The sequence below is a fragment of the Pseudomonas sp. 2995-3 genome (assembly GCF_002742565.1).
Taxonomy (GTDB): Bacteria; Pseudomonadota; Gammaproteobacteria; order Pseudomonadales; family Pseudomonadaceae; genus Aquipseudomonas; species Aquipseudomonas edaphica.
Genome location: NZ_LJSB01000204.1, coordinates 89,042 through 110,589, shown reverse-complemented (window position 1 = coordinate 110,589; position 21,548 = coordinate 89,042). Strand labels below are relative to the sequence as shown.

General features: G+C 61.1%; 19 protein-coding genes. 11 read left to right on the top strand and 8 right to left on the bottom strand.

All coding sequences use genetic code 11. The features are described 5' to 3' along the window. Nucleotides 1-28 precede the first annotated feature (28 nt). Nucleotides 29-784 carry a hypothetical protein gene (locus AOA62_RS18425; protein ID WP_099549376.1) on the bottom strand — a complete coding sequence of 252 codons (756 nt, stop codon included), beginning with the start codon at nt 782-784 and terminating at the stop codon, nt 29-31. A gap of 192 nt (nt 785-976) precedes the next feature. On the opposite strand from AOA62_RS18425, the gene AOA62_RS18420 reads away from it, so the two are divergent. Continuing rightward, complete coding sequence (locus AOA62_RS18420) at nt 977-1,597, top strand: flavin reductase family protein (RefSeq protein WP_099549418.1); 621 nt, start codon at nt 977-979, stop codon at nt 1,595-1,597. Nucleotides 1,598-1,753: 156 nt separating this feature from the next. Here the strand turns inward: AOA62_RS18420 and AOA62_RS18415 are convergent, their stop codons facing one another. Continuing rightward, a complete protein-coding gene (locus AOA62_RS18415; RefSeq protein ID WP_099549375.1) occupies nt 1,754-2,002 on the bottom strand; it encodes a hypothetical protein in 249 nt (82 codons plus the stop codon). Nucleotides 2,003-2,043: 41 nt separating this feature from the next. Beyond that, complete coding sequence (locus AOA62_RS18410) at nt 2,044-2,385, bottom strand: antibiotic biosynthesis monooxygenase family protein (RefSeq protein WP_017139773.1); 342 nt, start codon at nt 2,383-2,385, stop codon at nt 2,044-2,046. Between the two features lie 328 nt (nt 2,386-2,713). Between AOA62_RS18410 and AOA62_RS18405 the strand changes: the two genes are divergently transcribed. Beyond that, nucleotides 2,714-3,643 (top strand): AraC family transcriptional regulator, encoded by a 930-nt coding sequence (locus AOA62_RS18405; protein WP_099549374.1) that lies wholly within the window; start codon nt 2,714-2,716, stop codon nt 3,641-3,643. Nucleotides 3,644-3,763: 120 nt separating this feature from the next. On the opposite strand, the gene AOA62_RS18400 is transcribed toward AOA62_RS18405, so the two are convergent. The 4 genes from AOA62_RS18400 to edd form a co-directional block, all read right to left on the bottom strand. Beyond that, nucleotides 3,764-5,233: an ATP-binding protein gene (locus tag AOA62_RS18400; RefSeq protein ID WP_017139771.1), complete on the bottom strand. Its 1,470-nt coding sequence runs from the start codon at nt 5,231-5,233 to the stop codon at nt 3,764-3,766. Beyond that, nucleotides 5,223-5,957, bottom strand: coding sequence for a response regulator (locus AOA62_RS18395; protein ID WP_017139770.1), 735 nt, complete (start codon nt 5,955-5,957; stop codon nt 5,223-5,225). The genes AOA62_RS18400 and AOA62_RS18395 overlap by 11 nt, the downstream gene beginning before the upstream one ends. Before the next feature lie 152 nt (nt 5,958-6,109). Beyond that, nucleotides 6,110-7,066 (bottom strand): glucokinase, encoded by a 957-nt coding sequence (locus AOA62_RS18390; protein ID WP_099549373.1) that lies wholly within the window; start codon nt 7,064-7,066, stop codon nt 6,110-6,112. Then, nucleotides 7,063-8,889: a phosphogluconate dehydratase gene (gene edd / locus AOA62_RS18385; RefSeq protein ID WP_017139768.1), complete on the bottom strand. Its 1,827-nt coding sequence runs from the start codon at nt 8,887-8,889 to the stop codon at nt 7,063-7,065. Before edd ends, AOA62_RS18390 begins: the two co-directional genes overlap by 4 nt. 221 nt (nt 8,890-9,110) lie before the next feature. Between edd and gap the strand changes: the two genes are divergently transcribed. From gap to AOA62_RS18345, 7 genes are all read left to right on the top strand, one after another. Further along, on the top strand, nt 9,111-10,112 hold the full coding sequence (gene gap / locus AOA62_RS18380; RefSeq protein WP_099549372.1) for a type I glyceraldehyde-3-phosphate dehydrogenase: 1,002 nt from the start codon (nt 9,111-9,113) through the stop codon (nt 10,110-10,112). 241 nt (nt 10,113-10,353) lie between these two features. Continuing rightward, nucleotides 10,354-10,872, top strand: coding sequence for an RNA polymerase sigma factor (locus AOA62_RS18370; protein ID WP_056858662.1), 519 nt, complete (start codon nt 10,354-10,356; stop codon nt 10,870-10,872). A 74-nt stretch (nt 10,873-10,946) separates the two neighbouring features. Beyond that, nucleotides 10,947-11,915: a FecR domain-containing protein gene (locus tag AOA62_RS18365; protein ID WP_099549370.1), complete on the top strand. Its 969-nt coding sequence runs from the start codon at nt 10,947-10,949 to the stop codon at nt 11,913-11,915. Between the two features lie 115 nt (nt 11,916-12,030). Further along, nucleotides 12,031-14,595, top strand: coding sequence for a TonB-dependent receptor (locus AOA62_RS18360; protein WP_099549369.1), 2,565 nt, complete (start codon nt 12,031-12,033; stop codon nt 14,593-14,595). A 135-nt stretch (nt 14,596-14,730) separates the two neighbouring features. Then, complete coding sequence (locus AOA62_RS18355; RefSeq protein WP_017139763.1) at nt 14,731-15,339, top strand: biliverdin-producing heme oxygenase; 609 nt, start codon at nt 14,731-14,733, stop codon at nt 15,337-15,339. Nucleotides 15,340-15,521: 182 nt separating this feature from the next. Next, the gene (locus AOA62_RS18350; protein WP_017139762.1) at nt 15,522-15,923 is read left to right on the top strand and encodes a YbaN family protein; all 402 of its coding nucleotides are present in this window, start codon (nt 15,522-15,524) and stop codon (nt 15,921-15,923) included. A 139-nt stretch (nt 15,924-16,062) separates the two neighbouring features. Continuing rightward, complete coding sequence (locus tag AOA62_RS18345) at nt 16,063-18,201, top strand: methyl-accepting chemotaxis protein (protein WP_099549368.1); 2,139 nt, start codon at nt 16,063-16,065, stop codon at nt 18,199-18,201. 119 nt (nt 18,202-18,320) lie between these two features. On the opposite strand, the gene AOA62_RS18340 is transcribed toward AOA62_RS18345, so the two are convergent. Continuing rightward, entirely contained in the window at nt 18,321-18,884 is a 564-nt protein-coding gene (locus tag AOA62_RS18340; protein WP_099549367.1) for an NAD(P)H nitroreductase, read from the bottom strand. 139 nt (nt 18,885-19,023) lie between these two features. Between AOA62_RS18340 and AOA62_RS18335 the strand changes: the two genes are divergently transcribed. Next, on the top strand, nt 19,024-20,451 hold the full coding sequence (locus AOA62_RS18335; RefSeq protein ID WP_099549366.1) for a di-heme oxidoredictase family protein: 1,428 nt from the start codon (nt 19,024-19,026) through the stop codon (nt 20,449-20,451). 31 nt (nt 20,452-20,482) lie between these two features. Continuing rightward, nucleotides 20,483-21,547, top strand: a complete 1,065-nt coding sequence (locus tag AOA62_RS18330; protein WP_017139758.1) for an imelysin family protein — start codon at nt 20,483-20,485, stop codon at nt 21,545-21,547. Nucleotide 21,548 lies beyond the last annotated feature (1 nt).

The following is a 21,548-nucleotide window of genomic DNA, read 5'->3' as shown; positions in this document are numbered from 1 at the left end:
GCTGGCAAGCCCGCTCCCACATTTGGTTTCAGGAAACGTCCGCTATTGCGCTACGCCCATACCGACGCTGCGCATATGCCGCCCCGGCAATCATCACCACCAGCACTGCCGCCAGCACCGCCGATGAGCCAACGGTGCCGAAATCCAGCCCGCCCTTTTCAGAGGGTTTGGTCAGAAAATCGCCCAGGGTCGCACCAAACGGGCGGGTCAGCACAAATGCCACCCAGAACAGCAGCACTGACGATATCTGTGTGAAGTATTTGAGTGCGACCACCAGCGCAATCGCCGAGCCGATCAGCAAGGCGCCACCGGCAAAGCCCAACCCCGAATCGTCCGCCAGGAAGTCGCCCAACGCGGTGCCCAAGGTGTTGGAAAACAGAATCGCCATCCAGTAAAACAGCTCGCCGCGAAAGGTCTGGACCTTGTTCACGTTCAGCGAGTCGCCGCTCAAGCGCCACAGTGCAAAGATGATCATCAGGATCACGATCAGGATCATCGACCCTGCCGCATAGCCCAGGCCCAACGTGCGGTCCATAAAGTCCGACATGGTGGTGCCGGCCGTGCTGGTGGACAGGATCACGATCCAGTACAGCACCGGGTTGTAGGTTTTCGACCAGAGCTGTGTCAGCAGCGTGACGAGAAACACGCTGATCAGGATCATCGAGCTGATGGCGTAGCCGACGTTAAGGGTCATCGAGAGCAAATCCCCGGCGGTTTCGCCCAGGGTCGTTGCGCAGATTTTCATGACCCAGAACGCCAGGGTGATCTGAGGAAGTTTGTTCATGTGCGAGAAGGCTCCGAAGCTCAGTCTTTCAATCAGCCGACTTAAAGGGGTGCCGACCTGGCGCGCAGACTGAACGCGGGGCTGTGAAAAATAGGTGGGCAATCAATGAAAATTCCATACGCGCGATGGAAATTCATCGCTCTGGATTGCACTATGACGGCCTCCTCCAACGCGCAGCAGGAACCCTGGCCCATGTCCGACGATATCCATTTCTACGAACCCGCCAACGGCCACGGCCTGCCCCATGATCCGTTCAATGCCATAGTCGGGCCACGGCCGATTGGCTGGATCTCGTCACACGATGGCGAGGGCCGCCTGAACCTGGCGCCCTACAGTTTCTTCAACGCGTTCAACTACATCCCGCCGATCATTGGGTTTTCCAGTGTCGGGCGCAAAGACAGCCTGAACAACATCGAACAGACCGGCGAATTTGTCTGGAACCTGGCCACCCGCCCGCTGGCCGAGCAGATGAACCAGAGTTGCGCGGCCGTATCACCGGACGTGAATGAATTCGAGTTATCCGGCCTGACGCCGGTGGCCTCGAAAATCGTCGCGGTGCCACGGGTGGGCGAAAGCCCGGTGTCGTTTGAATGCAAGGTGACGCAGATCATTCAACTGCAGCGTGCCGACAAGGGGTTGGTGCCTAGCTGGCTGGTGCTCGGTGAGGTGGTTGCCGTGCACATTGCCAAGTGGCTGCTCAAGGATGGGGTTTACGACACGGCGGCCGCTGAGCCGATTTTGCGCGGCGGTGGCCCGGCGGATTATTTCCAGTTGGGACCGGAGGCGTTGTTCAAGATGTATCGCCCGCGCTGATTCACTGCCCAACACACACAACAGAACCCTGTGGGAGCCGGGCTTGCCTGCGATAGCGGTTTGTCAGCCACCTGATGAGTTGGCTGGCAAACCGCTATCGCGGGCAAGCCCGGCTCCCACATTTGATTTCTGTTGAGCGATATAAAGTGTTCGGCTTCAGCTTGCGGCCGTTGCCCAAGTCAACTGACCGTCTTCGTCCACATCAACCAGACATTCAAGTTGCAGCGTCGCTGCATCGTCGGCGTCGGAGGCGGTCTTGAAGGTCTGGCCATCCAGGATCTTGTGAAACTTCGGGGCGCCCATGCCATCGAGTGCCTTGACGGCGACGGCGGCGCTGTAGCCACCCTCTTCTTCACGCACTAATGCAGAAACGGCTTCGTGATGGGCAAATTGTTTACGTGCCATGTTGCAGGTCCTGGCCAATGAAAAGTCGGCCATTCTAACCGCTAACCGGCCAATTGCAGGTACTCACCGTAAGCATGGGCGGCGGATGCGTCGGTGAAGGTCTGGAAGTCCATGCTGCGCACTACCATGTCGTTCAACAGCTCAGTAAAGAGCATCAAGGCAGGGGAACTGAAGTAGGCACTCATCGCCTGCTCGCTGCTCCAGAAGCCCGAGACCAGCCATACATCGGGATCGACCTGGGAATGCTGCAACGAGAATTGCAGGCAACCCTGAGCCTGACGGCCCGGTTCGATCAAACTGCTCAAGCGTGCACCGAGTTCGGTGCTGCACCCGGTACGGGCACGGATAAAGGCCATATGGCTCGCGGGAATGGGGGTGGACATGTTCGACTCTCCCGTTGAGAAGTGATGCTCGGCAAGCACTGTGAGGGCGTGTTGCCACAGGATCAAAGATAGCGGCGCGAAGATGGGCGCAGTTAGTCGATTCCTGCAGGCTTATTGCACAATCCTGCGAGAAGCGTAGATAAGACGTCTGGCCCCAGGGATTTATTCCAACCGCACACTCAGTGTTTCAGGCACATGACAGGCCCTGCACTTGCCTGATTCACGCCTTATCGCAGGATCAGGCAAGGATTGTGCAGAATCGAAGTAACACCTTTTGAAAAGCCGCCGCTAAGCTGGGCCCATCAAAGCAGTCAGTAGAGGACGCTCCATGTCGTCGCCCGAAACCAAGCCAATGCCCCTCGATGCCGAGATGGAAAAACAACGCGCCGAGCTGGCCAGCATTGTTCACCGTCATACCTGGGAAGATGGCTCCTACGGCACGGCAATTACCTCGCTGTATCTGAACCGCCACAACACCCCGCGCGATTTCATGCCGGTGCTGGTCGAACCCGCCCTGTGCATTCTGGCCAGCGGCAGCAAGGAAGTGCGCCTGGCCGACGAGATCTTTGCCTACGACCCGCTCAATTATCTGGTGTTTTCGGTGGCGATGCCCGTCGCCGGGCGGATCATCGACGCCACACCGCAAGACCCCAACCTGTCGGTGCGCATCAATATCGACCCGGCCCAGCTCACCGCATTGATCGCCGAGGCAGGCCCGATGGGCGTGCCCTCCAGGCCGACATCGCGTGGCATGTACGTTGACCGCATCGACAACCAACTGCTCGACGCCGTGTTGCGCCTGGCGCGCCTGCTGGACACACCGAAAGACATCGCCATGCTCGCGCCACTCATCAACCGCGAGATTCTCTATCGGTTGTTACGTGGCCCGCAGGGTTATCGACTGTATGAAATCGCCGTGGCCAACAGTCAGAGCCATCGCGTGAGTCAGGCCATCAAATGGTTGAACGGTAACTTCGAACAACCGCTGCGCATTGATGACCTGGCCAGGGAAGTGAACCTCAGTGTTTCGACCTTGCACCATCGCTTCAAGGCGATTACGGCGATGAGTCCGCTGCAATACCAGAAGCAGTTACGGTTGCAGGAAGCGCGGCGATTGATGATTGCCGAAGGGCTGGAGGCGTCGGCAGCGGGGTATCGGGTAGGGTATGAGAGCCCGTCGCAGTTCAGCCGGGAATACAGCCGGTTGTTCGGGGCACCGCCGCTGCGGGATTTGGCCCGGCTGCGCCAAAGTTTCTGACTCAACCGGGATCAAAATGTGGGAGCGGGCTTGTGTGGGAGCTGGCTTGCCTGCGATAGCATCACCGCGGTCTGACTGAAAGAACAGGGTGCCTGCATCGCAGGCAAGCCAGCTCCCACATTAGTCCAGGGTTCGCGGCAGTTGTAAGGTCACCCGCAACCCGCCTTCGCGCAAATTCTGCAAACTCACTTCCCCACCATGGCTGTGGGCAATGTTGCGCGCGATGCCCAGGCCCAAGCCATACCCCTGCTGCTGGCCAGCCAGGCGAAAGTGCGGTTCGAAGACCTGTTCCAAACGCTGCTCCGGCACGCCCGGGCCTTCGTCATCCACATGCAGGATGAACTCCACGCCATCGTCCTCGATATGCAAATGCGCGTTCTGCCCGTACTTCAAGGCATTGTCGATCAGGTTGCCGATGCAGCGCTTGAGCGCCAGCGGTTTGCCCGGATAAGGGGTCAGCGCCCGTCCGTGCTGGGTGATACGGCCGTTACCGTTCGGCGCCAGGTACGGTTCCACCAGGCAATCAAGCACGTGGTTAAGGTCGACCGGCTCGATGTTCTCGTGGATGTCGGTGTCTTTGACGCACTGCAACGCGCCCTTGACCAGCAGCTCCAGCTCATCCAGGTCGCGGCCGAATTTGGCTTGCAGGTTTTCGTCTTCCAGCAACTCCACGCGCAGGCGCAGGCGCGTGATCGGCGTGCGCAAATCGTGGGAAATCGCGCTGAACAGTTGGCTGCGCTCGGTGAGGTAACGGCTGATGCGCTCGCGCATGGCGTTAAACGCACGGCCCACTTCCACCACTTCGCTGCCACCGCCTTCGGCCACCGGTTCCACATCGGCGCCCAGGGACATGTCCCGCGCTGCACGGGCCAGGCGCTTGAGCGGCCGGCTTTGCCAGTGCACCAGCAGGCCGATAAACAGCAACAGGAAACCGCTGGTCAGCACGATAAACCACACTTGCTGCGACGGCAGGCCTTGTTCTTCCAAACTGGTGTAGGGCTCGGGCAGCAGCGAGGCGATGTACAGCCATTCGCCGGGTGCCAGCTGGATTTGCGTGACCAGCACCGGCGGGTTCACCGGCTCCAGGGTCAGCGCGTAATGCGCCCAGGAACGCGGCAGTTCATCGAGTTTGAGGCCCGCATTGAAAATACGCAGGTCCTCGGCGCTGACGAACTCCACCGAGATATGCACGTCGCTGCCCAGGGTCTGGCGCAGCACCTCGTCCACGGCTTGCAGCACCGCCTGCTTGCGCGGGGTCTGCGGCAGAATCTGCATGTCCAATGGGCGGTCGTTGAGGGTCACCACAAACCGCGTGCCGCCCATGCTGCGCAGTTGGTCGAGCACCAACGGGCGGTAGGCAACCGGCAGCGAGCGGAAGTAACTCACGCTGGCCGTCATCGAATGCGCCAGGCTGCGCGCGCTGGTCACCAGGCCTTCGAGCTGGGTGGCGCGCAGTTGCGAAACCCAGATCACGCTGGACAGCGCCTGGGCAAACAGCACCACAAGCAAGGTCAGCAGCAACATGCGCCCAAGCAGCGAACGCGGCACCGGAAAACGCCGGCGGCGCTCGGTCAGCGGCTCAGTGGGCATTGCCGGCAACCACGCTGGCTGCCAGTTGATAACCGCTGCCACGCACGGTGCGGATCAGCCTTGGAGGTTTTTCGGTATCGCGCAGGCGTTGGCGCAGGCGGCTGACGGCCATGTCGACGATACGGTCCAACGGCATCAGGTCGCGGCCACGGGTGGCGTTGCCAATGGTGTCGCGGTCGAGAATCTGTTGGGGGTGATCAAGAAACAACTTGAGCAAGGCAAAGTCGGCGCCGGAGAGGATTACCTCTTCGCCGTCCACGTGAAACAGGCGATGGCTGATCATGTCCAGGCGCCACTCATCGAACACCAGAACGTCGCCGCCACCCGTGCGCTCCTGGCCAAACTGGGCGCGACGCAACAAGGCTTTGATCCGCGCTTGCAGCTCGCGCGGGCTGAAGGGTTTGCCGATGTAGTCGTCGGCCCCCAGCTCCAGGCCGATCACACGGTCGGCTTCGTCGGAACTGGCGGTCAGCATGATGATCGGCACCTGCGCCTGGCGCGGGTGCTGGCGAATCCAGCGGCAAAGGCTGAAACCGTCTTCGTCCGGCAACATCACATCGAGGATGACCAGGTCGCACGGCGCCTCGTTCATCGCCTGGCGGAACCCCGCGCCATCCGGTACGCCACGTACCTGGAAGCCGGCGCGACTGAGGTAGGTCTGCAGCAATTCGCGGATTTCCTGGTCGTCGTCGACGAGGAGAATCGATTTACTGATTACGCTCACGGGGTCCTCCTTGTTGTTATGGCCAAGCTTAAATCATTTGTTGCGCTTGAGGCCCTATCGCAGGCAAGCCAGCTCCCACAGTTGACTGCATTCCAAGGTTGGAACCCGGTCAACTGTGGGAGCTGGCTTGCCTGCGATGAGGCCATCAGCCCCTACGCAAAAGCCTGTTCAAGCGCAACACCGGCCCCGGTCAACCCGGAATACGGCGCCGTCACCAACCACACCGGAATGCCTTTGAAGTAGTCGCTCATGCAGCCCTTGTCGCTGAAACTCTTGGCAAAACCGCTGTTGATAAAGAAGTCGGCAAACCTCGGAATCACCCCACCCACGATGTACACACCACCACGCCCACCGGTGGTCAGCACGTTGTTACCGGCCACACGGCCCAGCCAGATACTGAACTGGTTCAACACTTCCATGGCCACCGCGTCGCCAGCCAGGCCCGCTGCCGTAATGGCTTCGGGCGTGTCCAGCACCGGCGTGTGCCCGTCGACCGCACAAATGGCGCGGTACACACGGGGCAGGCCGCCACCGCTCAAGGCGGTCTCCGCGCTGACGTGGCCAATCTCGCTGTAGATGTGCTGCCACAACTGGGTTTCACGCGGGCTGCTCAGCGGCAGGTCGACATGGCCACCCTCCCCTGGCAACGCCGCGTAACGGCCTTCGCCCAAATCCAGCAAGGTGCCCACACCCAGGCCAGTGCCCGGGCCGATCACCACGGCTGGGCGCAACGGCTCCGGCGTGCCTTGGCACACCACACGGAATTCATCGGGTTTGAGCCGCGTCATGCCCAGGGCCATGGCCGTGAAGTCATTGACCAGCAGCAGCTCATCGACCTGCAGGGTTTTGCAAAACGCAGTTTTGCTCAGCCGCCAGTGATTGTTGGTGAATTTAAATTCATCGCCACTCACCGGCCCCGCGACTGACAGGCACACCGCGCCGATGTCCCCGATTTCCAGGCCTTCCTCCTTGAGGTAAACCTTGATGGCTTCCTCAGGGCTGTGGTGGTCCGCCGTGGCATGCACGCGGATCGAATGCAGTTCCTGATCCCGCCACAACGCAAAACGGGCGTTGGTACCACCAATGTCACCGACCAGCGCAAGCTTCACTTAAGCGTCTCCAAGGCAGAGGTAAAGGCGCTGGCGCCCTGCTCTGCGGAGCTTGCGGCCAAGCGCATAAATGCAAACAGCTCGCGACCGGCCCCCACGTTGTTGCCCAACAGGCCCGTGGCAGGCGTGCGCGCTGCAAATTCTTCGGCGTTCACCTTAAGCTCCAGGGTGCCCTTTACGCCATCGACGCGAATGATATCGCCATCCTTGACCCGCGCCAGCGGCCCGCCGCTCTGGGCTTCGGGGTTGACGTGAATCGCGGCGGGGATCTTACCCGACGCGCCAGACATACGCCCGTCTGTTACCAACGCAACTTTGAAGCCACGGTCCTGCAACACACCGAGGAACGGTGTCATCTTGTGCAGTTCCGGCATACCGTTGGAGCGCGGCCCCTGGAAGCGCATCACCGCGACAAAGTCTTTTTCCAGCTGGCCGGCCTTGAATGCATCGGCCAGATCCTGCTGATCCTGGAACACCACGGCCGGTGCTTCGACTATCTGATGCTCCGGCGCCACGGCCGAAACCTTCATCACACCACGCCCGAGGTTGCCTTCCATCACGCGCAAGCCGCCTTCCGGCGAGAACGCACGGGCTACGGGGCGCAGGATGGTTTCGTCGAGGCTTTCGATCGGGCCGTCGCGCCAGATCAGCTCGCCGTCGACCAGGAACGGTTCCTGGGTGTAACGGCTCAAGCCCTTGCCCGCCACGGTGTTCACATCCTCATGGAGCAAGCCGGCTTCGAGCAGTTCGCGGATCAGGAACGACATGCCGCCCGCTGCCTGGAAGTGGTTGATGTCGGCCTTGCCGTTTGGATAAACGTGGGACAGGGTCGGCACCACTTCGGAGAGGTCGGCCATGTCCTGCCAGGTGAGGATGATGCCCGCCGACATGGCGATAGCCGGCATGTGCAGGGTGTGGTTGGTAGAACCGCCGGTAGCGTTTAGGGCGACGATGGAGTTGACGATGGACTTCTCGTCGACGATCTCGCCAATCGGCGTGAAGTCGCCACTGGCTTTGGTCAGGCGCGTGACCTGGTGCGCGGCCTCACGGGTCAGCGCGTCACGCAGCGGCGTGTACGGGTTGACGAACGAAGCGCCCGGCAGGTGCAGGCCCATCACTTCCATCAGCAACTGGTTGGTGTTGGCGGTGCCGTAGAAGGTGCAGGTGCCGGGGCTGTGGTAGGACTTCATCTCCGATTCCAGCAGTTCCTCACGGGTAGCCTTGCCTTCGGCATAACGCTGGCGCACGTCGGCTTTCTGCTTGTTGGAGATGCCCGACGGCATAGGGCCGCCCGGCACGAAGATCATCGGCAGGTGGCCGTAGCGCAGCGCACCCATCATCAGCCCCGGCACAATCTTGTCGCAGATGCCCAGCATCAGCGCGGCATCGAACATGTTGTGGGACAGCGCTACCGCCGTCGACATGGCGATGACTTCGCGGCTGAGCAAGCTTAGCTCCATGCCAGGCTCGCCTTGGGTCACGCCGTCGCACATGGCGGGCGTGCCACCGGCGAACTGGCCGACCGAGCCGACTTCGCGCAGGGCTTTCTTGATCTGTTCCGGGAAATGTTCGTACGGCTGGTGCGCCGAGAGCATGTCGTTATATGACGAAACAATTGCCACGTTGGCGGCATTCATCATACGCAGACTATTTTTATCTTCAGTGCCGCAGCCGGCCACGCCGTGGGCAAAGTTGGCGCATTGCAGCTTGCCGCGCATCGGGCCGTCGCTGGCCGCGCCACGAATGAGCGCAAGGTAAGCCTCGCGGGTTGCACGACTGCGGGCGATAAGCCGTTCGGTGACCTCAAGAACGCGGGGATGCATGTATAGAACTCCAGGCTAACGGATGTGGCGACCTGAGAGTCTATGCTGATCAAACGCCCGCAGCTCATGGGATGGCAGGGTGTCGTTTGAATCATCGGACCAGTTGATTCAGGTCACTCGTTGTAGATTGAACAAAATATTGCCACTAAAAAGGCTTGTTTTCTATTTTTATGCGAATAATCTTGTAATTCTTACAACAAATCGACGACAGGCACTTTCCAATGACTCTTCGTATCGCAATCAATGGTTTTGGCCGTATCGGCCGTAATGTCCTGCGCGCACTGTATACCCAAGGCTACCGCCAGGATTTGCAGATCGTCGCCATCAATGATCTGGGCGACAGCTCGATCAATGCCCACCTGCTCAAATACGACACCGTGCACGGCACTTTCGACGCAGAGGTCGCCCACGATCAGGAAAGCCTGACCGTCAATGGTGACCGGATTGCCGTCAGTACCATTCGCAACCCGGCCGACCTGCCATGGGCTGCGCACAAGATCGACGTAGTGTTCGAATGCACCGGTCTGTTCACCGACCGCGACAAGGCTGCCGCTCATATTACCGCCGGTGCGCGCAAGGTGATCATCTCGGCCCCGGCCAAAGGCGCCGACGCCACCGTGGTTTACGGGGTAAACCATGACATTTTGCGTCAATCGCACCAGATCATCTCCAACGCGTCGTGCACCACCAACTGCCTGGCGCCTGTGGCTCAGGTGCTGCACCGCGAGCTGGGCATCGAAAGCGGCCTGATGACCACCATTCACGCTTACACCAATGACCAGAACCTGACCGACGTGTACCACACCGACCCGTACCGCGCGCGTTCGGCCACCCAGAACATGATCCCGAGCAAGACCGGCGCCGCTGAAGCGGTCGGCCTGGTACTGCCGGAACTGGCAGGCAAGCTGACCGGCATGGCCGTGCGTGTGCCGGTGATCAACGTGTCGCTGGTGGACCTCACCGTGACGCTGAAAAAAGAAGCCACCGCCGAGCAAGTCAACGCACTGCTGAAAGAAGCCAGCCAGCATTCGAAGATCCTCGGCTACAACACCCTGCCACTGGTTTCGAGCGACTTTAACCATAACCCGCTGTCGTCGATTTTCGATGCCAATCACACCAAGGTCAGTGGCAAGTTGCTCAAAGTGCTGGCGTGGTATGACAACGAGTGGGGCTTCTCCAACCGTATGCTGGATAACTGCCTGGCGCTCTGCAACGCCGAGTAAACCGACCCGGTTGTTCCATTGTGTGGACTGGCTTGTGTGGGAGCTGGCTTGCCTGCGATAGCATCACCGCGGTCTGTCTGAAAGACCAGGGCGCCTGCATCGCAGGCAAGCCAGCTCCCACACAAGCCAGCTCCCACACAAGCCAGCTCCCACAGGAGTCGACGCAGCATCTCAAAGTGCCACTTGCCATTTTAGTTGATGATAAGCATTATCATTAACTGCAAACCGGTCTGGTATCACTGTGAGCCAATCTCGCTTCAACCAAGTCTTTCTCACCCAACGGGTGATTCTGCTACGCACTCTGCAGCGGATGGTGAATAACCACAGCACCGCCGAAGACCTGTTGCAGGAAACCTACCTGCGCGTCACGCGGGCGCTCAGCGAGCGGCCGATCGATCACCTTGAACCCTTCGTCTATCAAACCGCGCGCAACCTGGCGCTGGACCATCTGCGCTCGCGCCGCATCCAGGCCCGCACACTGCAAGAAGATGTGCCGCTGGACGTACTGCAGAGCGTCGCCGCGCCGATCAGCACGCCCGAGGACGCCACCCAGGCCGAGCAATTGCTCGAACACCTGAGCGTCAGCCTCGGCCAGTTGAGCGCGCGCCAGCAGCAGATTTTCATCCTCAGCCGCCTGCACGGTTGCAGCTACCAGGAGATTGCCGATCAGTTGCAAGTGTCCTTGAGCACGGTGCAAAAGGAACTGAAATTGATCATGGCTATCTGTGTAGGAGTGGCCGAACGGCTGGATCAGCCTTAAGCTTCACCCGACAGAGGTGTCGACCCAGGCTGTAGGAACGATGAGTAGAACGTGGCGAAGACCCGAGGAACACCGTGACTGACCCGAATAAGCTGCGCCCCCATGAGCTGGCTCATGAGGTGCTGCAAGACACGGCCATGGACCAAGCCCTCGATTGGCTGATTGCCTTGCAATGCCCGCAACCCGGGCAGCAAGCCGAGTTTGATGCCTGGCTTGCCAGCGACCCGGCGCACCTGCTCGCCTTCAGCAAGGCCCAGGCCGCCTGGGGCGGCGCGCCGGTTCACAGCGCCGCCGTGGCCCTGGCAGTGCCGCGCAAACCCAGCGCGTGGCGGCGTATCAAGCCGCATTGGAAACCCCTGGCCACCGCCGCTGTGCTGCTGATCGGTCTGTTCAGCTTCAGCAACCTGCCCGTGCGCCTGCAGGCCGACCACCTCACCGTCGTCGGTGAACGCCAGCGCCTGCAATTGGATGACGGCTCCAAAGTGTTGCTCAACACCAACTCGGCGTTTTCCAGCAGCATCAAGGACCACCAGCGCGTCGCCCGACTGTTCCAGGGCGAAGCTTTCTTTGAGGTGGCGCCCAGCCGTGGCCTGCCGCTGGAGATTGACGCCGGCCCCGTGCGCGCCAGCGTGCGCGACACCGACTTCGCCGTGCGCTACCTCAATGGCGAGGCCCAGGTGCAGGTGCAGCGCGGCGATGTGGATTTGAGCAACACCTTTGACGATGCCCGCGTGCGTCTGAGCGCCGGAGAGAGTATCCGCATCGGCCCCAAAGGCTTCGGCCAACCGGCCAAACTGGATGCCAGTAAAGACCTGGCGTGGGTCCAGGGCCGCCTGGTATTCGAAAACTGCCCGATGAGCGAAGTGCTCGCCGAGTTGCGCCGTTATTACCCCGGCTGGATCGTCAACACCAACAACCAGCTCGCAAGCGTGGCCGTTACCGGCAATTACCGCCTCGACCAACCGCTGGATGTGGTGCGCTCCCTGGCGCACATCACCTCGGCCAAGCTCTCGGAGTACCCAGCGCTGGTCATCTTGAACTAAATGAGAATTATTTTTACTCGATAGTAACCGGTGGTTCGTCTCGTTATAGCCAATGCAACTGATTCCTATTTGATCAGCTCGCAACTATAAGATTCGTATCCCCGGAGCGCTCTCGATGTCCTCTCGTTTCAACCGCCGGTCCTCTTCGCCCGTCCTGTCCTTGCTCACCGCCGCCATCCTGCTGGCCGGCGCGCCGGTGATGGCCGCCACTGCCGCCGAACCGGCCGCGCGCAGCCACGGCAATTACAGTTTCAGTATCGAACAGCAGCCCTTGGTGTCGGCGTTGAATGCCTTTACCAGCGTGACCGGCTGGCAAGTCGGCCTGCCGGCAGAGCTTGGCCAGGGTGTGTCGTCCCCCGGCGTGCGCGGCGCACTCTCGCCGGAAAAAGCCCTGGACCGGCTGTTGCTGGGCACCAACCTGAGCTACCGCAAACTGGGCAATAACAACATCGTGCTGGAAAAGCGCCCAGCGGGCAGCACGCTCAATCTGCATCAGGTGACCATCAGCGCCACCCGCAGTGAGCAAGACGTCAACAGCGTGCCAAGCACCGTTACTGTGCATGCGCGTGAGGAGCTGGACCGCCAGAACGTGAACACCATCCGTGAACTGGTGCGTTACGAGCCCAACGTGTCGGTCGGCGGCGCAGGCACCCGCGCCAGCAACGCCGGCTACAACATTCGCGGCATCGACGGCGACCGCATCCTCACTCAAGTGGACGGCGTGGAAGTGCCGGACAACTTCTTCAACGGCCCGTACGCCAAGACCCGTCGTAACTACGTCGACCCGGAAATCGTCAAGCGCGTCGAGATCCTGCGCGGCCCAGCCTCGGCCCTGTACGGCAGCAGCGCCATCGGCGGCGCGGTGAGCTACTTCACCCTCGACCCGGACGACATCATCAAGCCCGGCCAGGACGTCGGCGCCCGCCTCAAAACCGGCTACAGCTCCGCCGACGACAGCTGGCTGACCTCCGGCACCGTCGCCGGCCGCGTGCAGGACTTCGACGGTTTGCTGCACCTGAGCCAGCGCAATGGCCATGAAATGGAGTCCTACGACGGCAACAACGCCACCGGCCTGGCCCGTACCGGCGCTAACCCGGAAGATGCGCGCACCACCAATATCCTGGCGAAAATGGGTTGGAATTATGGCGATGACAATCGGCTGGGATTGACCTATGAGAAGTTCAAGGATGATCGCGATGTCAATCTGAAGAACGCCGTGGGCGGCCCCTTCGTCGGCGGGCGTGGCTTCAATTTCTACCGTGGGCGTTCGGGTAACGACACCATCACCCGTGAACGCTTCGGCATCGAAAACCGCTTTGCCCTCGACTCGCCGATAGCCGATCAGATCAAGACCAGCCTCAACTACCAGATCGCCAAGACTGACCAGAGCACCGCTGAAATCTACCAGCCATCGCGCCGCGTCATGCGCACCCGCGACACCCTGTACGAAGAGAAACAGTGGGTCTTCGACGCACAGCTGGACAAGGCGTTCAGCCTCGGTGAAACCGATCACCAAGTGACTTACGGCACCACCCTCAAGCAGCAGAAAGTCAGCGGCTCGCGCGAAGGCTCGGCCTACTGCCTCGCCGTCGGCTCAGGTTGCACGGCGATCGGCGCGCCCAGCCCGTCTGCCGGCGACAGCGTGAAAAAGTCCAGCGACTTCCCGGACCCGACCATCAACACTTACTCGCTGTTCGCCCAGGACCAGATCAGCTGGGACAAATGGACCTTCCTGCCCGCCGTACGTTACGACTACACCCGGCTCAAGCCCAAGCTGACCCAGGAATTCCTCAACACCGTAAACCCGACCGGCGCCTACCCGGTCAGCGACAAAGAAAAAACCTGGCACCGCGTCACGCCAAAATTCGGCCTGACCTACGCGCTAACCGATCAGTACACCTGGTTCGGCCAGTACGCCGAGGGCTTCCGCACCCCGTCGGCCAAGGCGCTGTATGGCCGCTTTGAAAACCTCAACCTGGGCTACACCGTCGAGCCAAACCCGAACCTCAAGCCGGAAACCAGCAAGGGTATCGAGACCGGAATTCGCGGCCAGTTCGATGAGGGCTCCTTCGACATCGCGGTGTTCTACAACAAGTACCGCGACTTTATCGACGAAGACGCCTCGGTCGCCGGCGGCGACATCCAAACTTTCGAAGCCAACAACATCAAGCACGCCACCATCAAGGGGGTTGAGGCCAAAGGCCGCCTGAACCTCGATGCGTTCGGAGCGCCACAAGGCCTCTACACCCAAGGTTCGGTGGGCTACACCTACGGCCGCAACGACGACAACGGCGAGCCGCTCAACAGCGTCAACCCGCTTAAAGGCGTATTCGGCCTGGGCTACGAGCAAGAGCAATACGGCGCGCTGGTCAGCTGGACGCTGGTGAAAAAACAGAACCGTGTCGACAGCACCACCTTCCACGCGCCGGATGGCAGCACCAGCGCTCCGTTCAAGACCCCAGGCTTTGGCATCGTCGACCTCACCGGTTTCTACAAAGTCACCAACGACGTGACCATCAACGGCGGCCTCTACAACCTCACCGACAAGAAGTACTGGAACTGGGATGACGTGCGCAGCTACGACGGCGTCGGCGAAGCCGGCGTGACCGCACCGGCCAACCTCGACCGCCTGACCCAGCCGGGTCGCAACTTCGCGATCAACCTGATCTGGGACATCTGACAGCCGCCCTCACCTCGCCGCCCTTTATCAGCGGCGAGGTGAGGTTTTTTTACTGTGCCGCGTCTTCTTGTTCGTCTAGTTGATAACAGCTCTCTTTAGAGCACCCAGGCGCGCCCCTTCTCAAGGATTTTTTCGATGACCGCTTCTCCTACCGCAGAACGCCCAAGCCTGCGCTCCCAGCGCCTGAACCAGATCACCCACGCGCCACACACCAAGCTCGACGCGCTGGTCAAAGCCCACGCGCCGTTTGAAACCCCAGCCAACTTCGCCCGTTTTGTAGTGGCGCAGTACCTGTTCCAGTCAGAACTGGTGGCGCTGTACAACGACCCCGAGCTGATCAAGATCGTCCCGGACCTGGCTGAGCGCTGCCGCGCCGACGCCGCCAAACTCGACCTGGCCGACCTGGAAACCGACGTGCCAGCACCGGTTGCCGGCGCCGTGAAAAACCCGAGCAAAGCCGAAGCCCTGGGCTGGTTGTTCGTGTCCGAAGGCTCCAAGCTGGGCGCTGCATTCTTGATCAAGCGCGCCGTGGGCCTGGGCCTGAGCGAAACCTTCGGTGCCCGTCACTTGGGCGAGCCGGCCGGTGGCCGCGCTGAAGGCTGGAAGCGCTTCACCCGCACCCTCGACGGCCTGGCGTTCAGCGCCGAAGAAGAAGCGGCGGTGGAGAAAGGTGCAATCGATGCGTTTGTGCGCTTCACCGTGCTGCTGGAACAGGCGTACGCTAGCGCCCCTGAACTGGCGTAACAGGCCACGATGGGCGCTGGCTTGTGTGGGAGCTGGCTTGCCTGCGATGCGCTCACCTCGGTCTACCTGTCAGACCGAGTCGATGCTATCGCAGGCAAGCCAGCTCCCACACAAGCCAGCTCCCACATTTGAGCGGATTTCAGTTCGAATAATGTGTAACCCCTCAACAGATAAACTTCAGCATGACCGGCAAAACCCAATCCACCTCAAAAATCGCCCAGCTGCTCTTCGGCCTGCTGGCCTACGTCAGCCTGGGCATTGGGTTGGTGGCGATTGTCATACCGGGTTTGCCCACCACCGAATTCATCCTGCTGGCCGCCTGGGCGGCGACTAAAAGCTCGCCGCGCCTGAGCGCCTGGCTGGAAAACCACCGGCTGTTCGGACCGATTCTGTTCAACTGGCGCAATGGCAAGATCATCGCGCGCCGCGCCAAAGTCAGCGCCACCGTGAGCATGCTGCTGTGCGCCGTATTGATGTTGGTGATGCTCGATCACGGCTGGCCGATCTACCTGGCGATTGCCGGCATGAGCCTGGGCAACCTGTGGATCTGGTCACGCCCGGAACGGCTTGCAGCCCCCGTATAACGCGGCGCGTAGTGCTTTTCCTACCGCTCATCGCCTTTCCCTCATGAAACATCCCGTTACGCCGATGTTCCGGACATAGCGCCGAATGGACTTGGCTCGCCCTGCTTGCCTTTCAACGAGTCCAATCGCGAGTGAACCTATGTTCGACACCCTCTCCATCCGCTTGAAAATCGTGCTGTTGTCCGGCCTTTGTCTGCTGGGGGTGATAGCGCTGATCATCAGTATCAACCTGTACGAGACCGGTCAGAATGACCATTTGATCAGCGATTCAAGCTCGCGAATGCTCACCCAAAGCGTTCAACACCTGCTGCAAGCCAAGGCCGCCGAACAAGCAGTGCAGTTACAGAAAACCTTTGGCGAAAACCTCGTGGTGGTCACCGCGCTGGCCGATCACGTCAAAGACCTGCGTGCCCTCGCCAACAAACGAGCGCTGGAGCCCGGCGCATTGCGAGAAGAGCTCAACCAGAGTGTCAAAACCGCCTTTGAGCGCAACAGCAAGGTACTGGGCATCTGGCTGTCATTCGAACCCAATGGCCTGGATGGCAAAGACAGCGACTTCGTCAACGACAAAACCCGCGTCTCCAATGAAAAAGGCCGTTTCTCCAGCTACTGGAGCCGCGCTGGCGGCGAAGGCCTGAACACCGTGATGGTCGAGGATGACCTGACCAAAACGACTCTCAACCTCAGCGGCACGCCCTACAACATCTGGTACACCTGCCCACGGGACACGCGCACGGTGTGCCTGCTCGACCCGTATTCCGATGAAGTGGCCGGCAAGCAGGTGCTGATGACCACTATTTCGCTGCCGCTGATCGTAGACGGCAAAGTCATTGGTGTGGTCGGTATCGACCTGGCGCTCAATACGCTGCAGGCGATGACGGACGCGGCGCAAAAAGAACTGTTCGACGGCGCGGCGCACCTGGAGATTCTGTCCAGCACCGGTTTGATTGCGGCCTACAGCGGCCAGCCGGACAAAGTCGGCAAAAACCTGATCGACACCATCGGCGCGGAAGGCAAGGAAATCGTGCAACTGCTGGCCAACGATACACGCACGATCCGTGAGCAAGATGACACGATCCGCGCCGTGTACCCGGTCAAGCCGATTGCCGACGCCAAGGCCTGGGGCGTTGTGATCAAACTGCCCAAGAACGTGATGCTGGCCGACACCTTGAAACTGCAAGACGTGCTCGACAAAGCCCAAGCCTCGGGCACGCTCAAAGCCTTGCTGGTCGGCGCCGCCGCGGCCCTGCTCGGCCTGCTGCTGATCTGGCTGACCGCCACCGGCGTGACCCGCCCGATCAACACCGTTGCGGCCATGCTCAAGAACATCGCCAGCGGCGAAGGCGACCTCACGCAGCGCCTGACCTACGCCAAGAAGGACGAACTGGGCGAGTTGGCAAACTGGTTCAACCGCTTCCTCGACAAGCTGCAACCGACCATTGCACAGATCAAGCAGAGCATCACTGAAGCGCGTGGCACGGCGGACCAGTCCTCAGCCATTGCCCGCCAGACCAGCGAAGGCATGCAGGTGCAGTTCCGCGAAATCGATCAGGTGGCCACTGCCTCCAATGAAATGAGCGCCACCGCCCATGATGTGGCCAACAGCGCCTCCAACGCTGCCAGCGCCGCCCGTGGCGCAGACCAGTCGGCGCGCGACGGCATGTCGATCATCGAGCAGAGCACCCGCGACATCACTACCCTGGCCGAAGAAGTCAGCAAGGCCGTGACCGAAGTGGAAGCGTTGGCGGTCAACAGCGAGCAGATTGGTTCGGTGCTCGAAGTGATCCGCAGCATTGCCGAGCAAACCAACCTGCTGGCGCTGAACGCCGCCATCGAAGCCGCACGCGCAGGGGAAAGCGGGCGTGGGTTTGCGGTAGTGGCCGACGAGGTGCGCAACCTGGCCAAACGTACCCAGGACTCAGTAGAGGAAATTCGCCTGGTGATCGAGCGCATCCAGAGCGGCACCCGTGGCGTGGTGGCGACCATGCATTCCAGCCAGCACCAGGCCCAGAGCAATGCCGGGCAGATCCATCAAGCGGTGCAGGCGCTGGGCAAGATCAGTGACGCGGTAACAGTGATCAGCGACATGAACCTGCAGATCGCCAGCGCCGCCGAACAACAGAGCGCCGTGGCCGAAGAGGTCAACCGCAACGTTTCGGCGATCCGCACCGTGACCGAAACCCTCACCGGCCAGGCCACCGAGTCAGCGGCCATCAGCAGCCAACTGAATGCGCTGGCAACCCAGCAGATGAAGTTAATGGATCAGTTCAAGGTATAAACCCGATCTTCAAAACAATGAAGATCCGCTGTGGGAGCTGGCTTGCCTGCGATGGCGGTGGGTCAGTCAGTACATCCATGACTGACAGGCCATTATCGCAGGCAAGCCAGCTCCCACAATTAGACGCCAGTCCAGGCCTGAACAAACGCCGCTAAATCTTCTTTAGCCGCTGTACGCGGCGGGTTCTGCGGCGTGCCCAAATAGAGGAAGCCAATCACTTCCTCATCCGCAGTCAGCCCCAAGCCTTTGGCCACATGGGCCGAGTACGACAACTCACCGGTGCGCCACACCGCCCCGATCCCCTGCGCATAAGCCGCCAGCAAAATACCGTGTGCCGCACACGCAGCCGCCAGCAGTTGCTCGGATTTAGGCACCTTAAAGTGCTCTTGCAGACGCGCAATCACCACCACCACCAACGGCGCACGCAGCGGGCCGTTCTCGGCCTTGTCGATAGCGGCTTGCGGTGCGTCGGCGTCCTGCAGGCGTGCGGCTTCGGCCAGCAGCGTGCCCATCTGCTCACGGGCGGCACCTTCTACGGTGAGAAAGCGCCATGGGCGCAGTTGACCATGGTCGGGCGCGCGCATGGCGGCGGCGAACAGCACATCGCGCTGCTCCTGGGTCGGCGCCGGCTCCAGCAAACGCGGCACGGAAACACGGTTGAGCAAAGCGTCGAGAGCCTGCATTGGCCACCTCCAGAAAAAATGTGCGGTCATTCTAGCGGGAATGAATCAAATACCACCAAACGATAATTGCTCTTATTCAATCCGCCCTGCCCTGTTAGACTTTGCGACCCTCTTTTTCGCCTTAGTCGCAGGAAACCCGATGGTCCGTTCGCCTCTTCGTCTGTGCGCAGCATTGATGGCCTTGAGCCTGACCGCCTGCGACGACGCCCCCAGGTTTACCAAGGCAGAGCCGGGTGAATCACGAGCGGGCGGCGCGACGACGGTGAACAAGCGCGACCAGAACGCGTTTTCCCTGCCTTCGGCCAACCTGGCGCCCACCCGTCGCCTGGATTTCAGCGTCGGCAACAGCTTCTTTCGCAGCCCCTGGGTGATTGCGCCGTCCACCACCACCGCGCGTGACGGTCTAGGCCCGTTGTTCAACACCAATGCTTGCCAGAACTGCCATATCAAGGACGGCCGTGGCCATCCGCCGCTGCCCGACGCACCGAATGCGGTGTCGATGCTGGTGCGCCTGTCGATCCCGCCTGCGCCCGCCGATGCCAGGCTCATCGAGCAGATCGGCGTGGTGCCCGAGCCGGTCTACGGTGGGCAACTGCAGGACATGGCCGTGCCAGGCGTGGCGCCTGAAGGCAAAGTGCGGGTCGACTACACGCCCGTCAACGTGACCTTCAAGGACGGCAGCGTGGTCGAGTTGCGCAAGCCAAATCTGCAAATCACCCAGCTGGGCTACGGCCCGATGCACGCCGAAACACTTTTCTCGGCGCGGATTGCGCCACCGATGATCGGACTGGGCCTGCTCGAAGCCATCAGCGATGCCGACATCTTGCGCAACACCGACGCAAAAACCGCCGACAAGGAAGCCCTCATTGGTCGCGCCAATTGGGTCTGGGATGACGCGCAGCACCAAACCGTACTCGGGCGCTTTGGCTGGAAAGCCGGGCAACCCAACCTCAATCAACAAAATGTTCACGCGTTTTCTGGTGATATGGGCCTCACCACGTCCCTGAGACCCTTTGATGACTGCACCGCCGCCCAAGTCGCCTGCAAACAGGCGCCCAATGGCAATGGCCCCGAGGGCGAGCCGGAAGTCAGCGATAACATCCTGCGCCTGGTGCTGTTCTACACCCGCAACCTCGCCGTACCGGCGCGCCGTGGCGTCAACACGCCGCAGGTGCTCGCCGGCAAAAACCTGTTCTACCAGGCCGGTTGCCAGGGTTGCCATAAGCCGACGTTCACCACGGCGGCCACGGCCGTCGAGCCTGAATTGGCCAACCAGGTGATTCGCCCTTACAGCGACCTGTTGTTACACGACATGGGCGAAGGCCTGGCCGACCACCGCAGCGAGTTCAAGGCCGGCGGCCGCGACTGGCGCACGCCGCCGTTGTGGGGCATTGGCCTGACGCAGGCCGTAAGTGGTCATACCCAGTTTTTGCATGACGGCCGCGCCCGTAACCTGCTCGAAGCCGTGCTTTGGCATGGCGGCGAAGCGCAAGCGGCGCAGCAACATGTGTTGTCCTTTAATGCCGAGCAGCGTGCTGCGTTGCTGGCGTTCCTGAACTCTTTATAAGCATTGCCACAATTACAGTAGGGAGCTCGACATGTTCCGTCCCAAGTTGCTATTCACCAGCCTTGCCGCCCTCGCCCTCGGCGCCTGCTCGCCCCAGGACCCGCAGGCGGTGACCTCGGCGGCCATCGCCAAGCAAGTGATCCTGCCCACCTACAGCCGCTGGGTTGAAGCCGACCGCCAACTGGCCGTCAGCGCCCTCGCCTACTGCCAGGGCAAGGAAAGCCTGGAGACCGCCCGCGCCGACTTCCTGCATGCGCAAAAAGCCTGGGCTGAGCTGCAGCCGCTGCTGATCGGCCCGCTGGCCGAGGGCAACCGTTCGTGGCAAGTGCAGTTCTGGCCGGACAAGAAAAACCTTGTGGGCCGACAAGTCGAACAACTGGTCAGCGCCCAGCCGCAGATCGACGGCGCCGCCCTGGCCAAGTCCAGCGTGGTGGTGCAAGGCCTGTCGGCCTACGAATACATCCTCTACGACGCCAAGACCGACGTCGCCGACGAAGCCCAGAAAGCCCGTTACTGCCCACTGCTGGTGGCCATTGGTGAGCGTCAGAAAACCCTGGCCGAAGAGATCCTGGCAAGCTGGAACAGCACCGATGGCATGCTCGCGCAGATGACCAAGTTCCCGAACCAGCGCTACGCCGATTCCCACGAAGCCATCGCTGACCTGCTGCGCGTGCAAGTCACCGCACTGGATACCTTGAAGAAAAAACTCGGCACGCCGATGGGCCGCCAGACCAAGGGCATCCCGCAACCCTTCCAGGCCGATGCCTGGCGCAGCCAGTCGTCCCTGCAAAGCCTGCAAGCCAGCCTGGCGGCGGCGCAGACCGTGTGGGTCGGCGTCGACAACAAGGGCCTGCGCGGCCTGCTGCCGTCCGAGCAGAAGCCATTGGCCGACAAGATCGACGCCGCTTATGCAGCCTCGCTCAAGCTGTTCGCCAGCAACCAGCGCACGCTCAACGAATTGCTGGCCGACGATGCCGGGCGCCAACAGCTCAATGACATCTATGACAGCCTCAACGTGGTCCACCGCCTGCACGAAGGTGATTTGGCCAAGGCGCTGGGCATTCAACTGGGCTTTAACGCCAACGACGGTGACTGAT